Origin of the sequence: Methylobacterium sp. J-026 (genome assembly GCF_022829585.1) — a bacterium.
In the GTDB taxonomy this organism is placed as follows: domain Bacteria; phylum Pseudomonadota; class Alphaproteobacteria; order Rhizobiales; family Beijerinckiaceae; genus Methylobacterium.
On record NZ_JAKSYC010000165.1, the window covers coordinates 1 to 620 of the forward strand.

General features: G+C 67.4%; 1 pseudogene. It reads right to left on the minus strand.

The features are described from left to right. Positions 1-581, minus strand: a pseudogene (locus MKK69_RS15770) (hypothetical protein); the annotation flags it as partial. Positions 582-620 lie beyond the last annotated feature (39 nt).

Genomic DNA, 620 nt, shown 5'->3' on the forward strand with positions numbered 1-620 from the left:
TGGCAGATCAGGTAGGCGGCCACGCCCAGGAAAACCGGATAATCGGCGAGGTGGAAAACGCCATACTGCGCAGTGGCGTAGCTGAACAGGAAGACGATACCGAGCCCGGTGAGCGGCATGGTCCGGCGCCAGATCAGGCAGGCCGCCAGCGCGAGCTGAAGCCACGGGATCCAGGCCACGTCGGTCTTCAGTTCCGGGGTCAGGATGATGCCGCCGAGGTCGAAGAGCGAAACCAGGAAAAAGCCGAGCGTGCAGCGGACCAGCAGCTCGGTGTCGATGCGGATGCGGGTTGTGACACGGTCGAGCGCATTCAGGAGAGCGCCGCCGAGCGGAGTGCCCTCGGCCAGGCAGCCCGCCATCAGGCAGACCAGGGCGAGCCCCGTCAGCCACTCGAAGTTCGGGCAGAGCACCTGTTCGAGGCCACGCGGTTGGCCGGCGACGTCGTAGGCGCAGAACCACTTCACGTGCGCGCTGGCCGAACCTGTGCCGGCGAGCAGAAGTAGGGTCGGCGGCGCAGCGAGGCTCGCGAGAGTGCGCAGACCCAGGCGGAGTGAGAGCCTGGGCGCCGTGACCCGAACCATGTTGACCTCGGAGGGTGAGACGGGCGGCCAGCCCGCCTA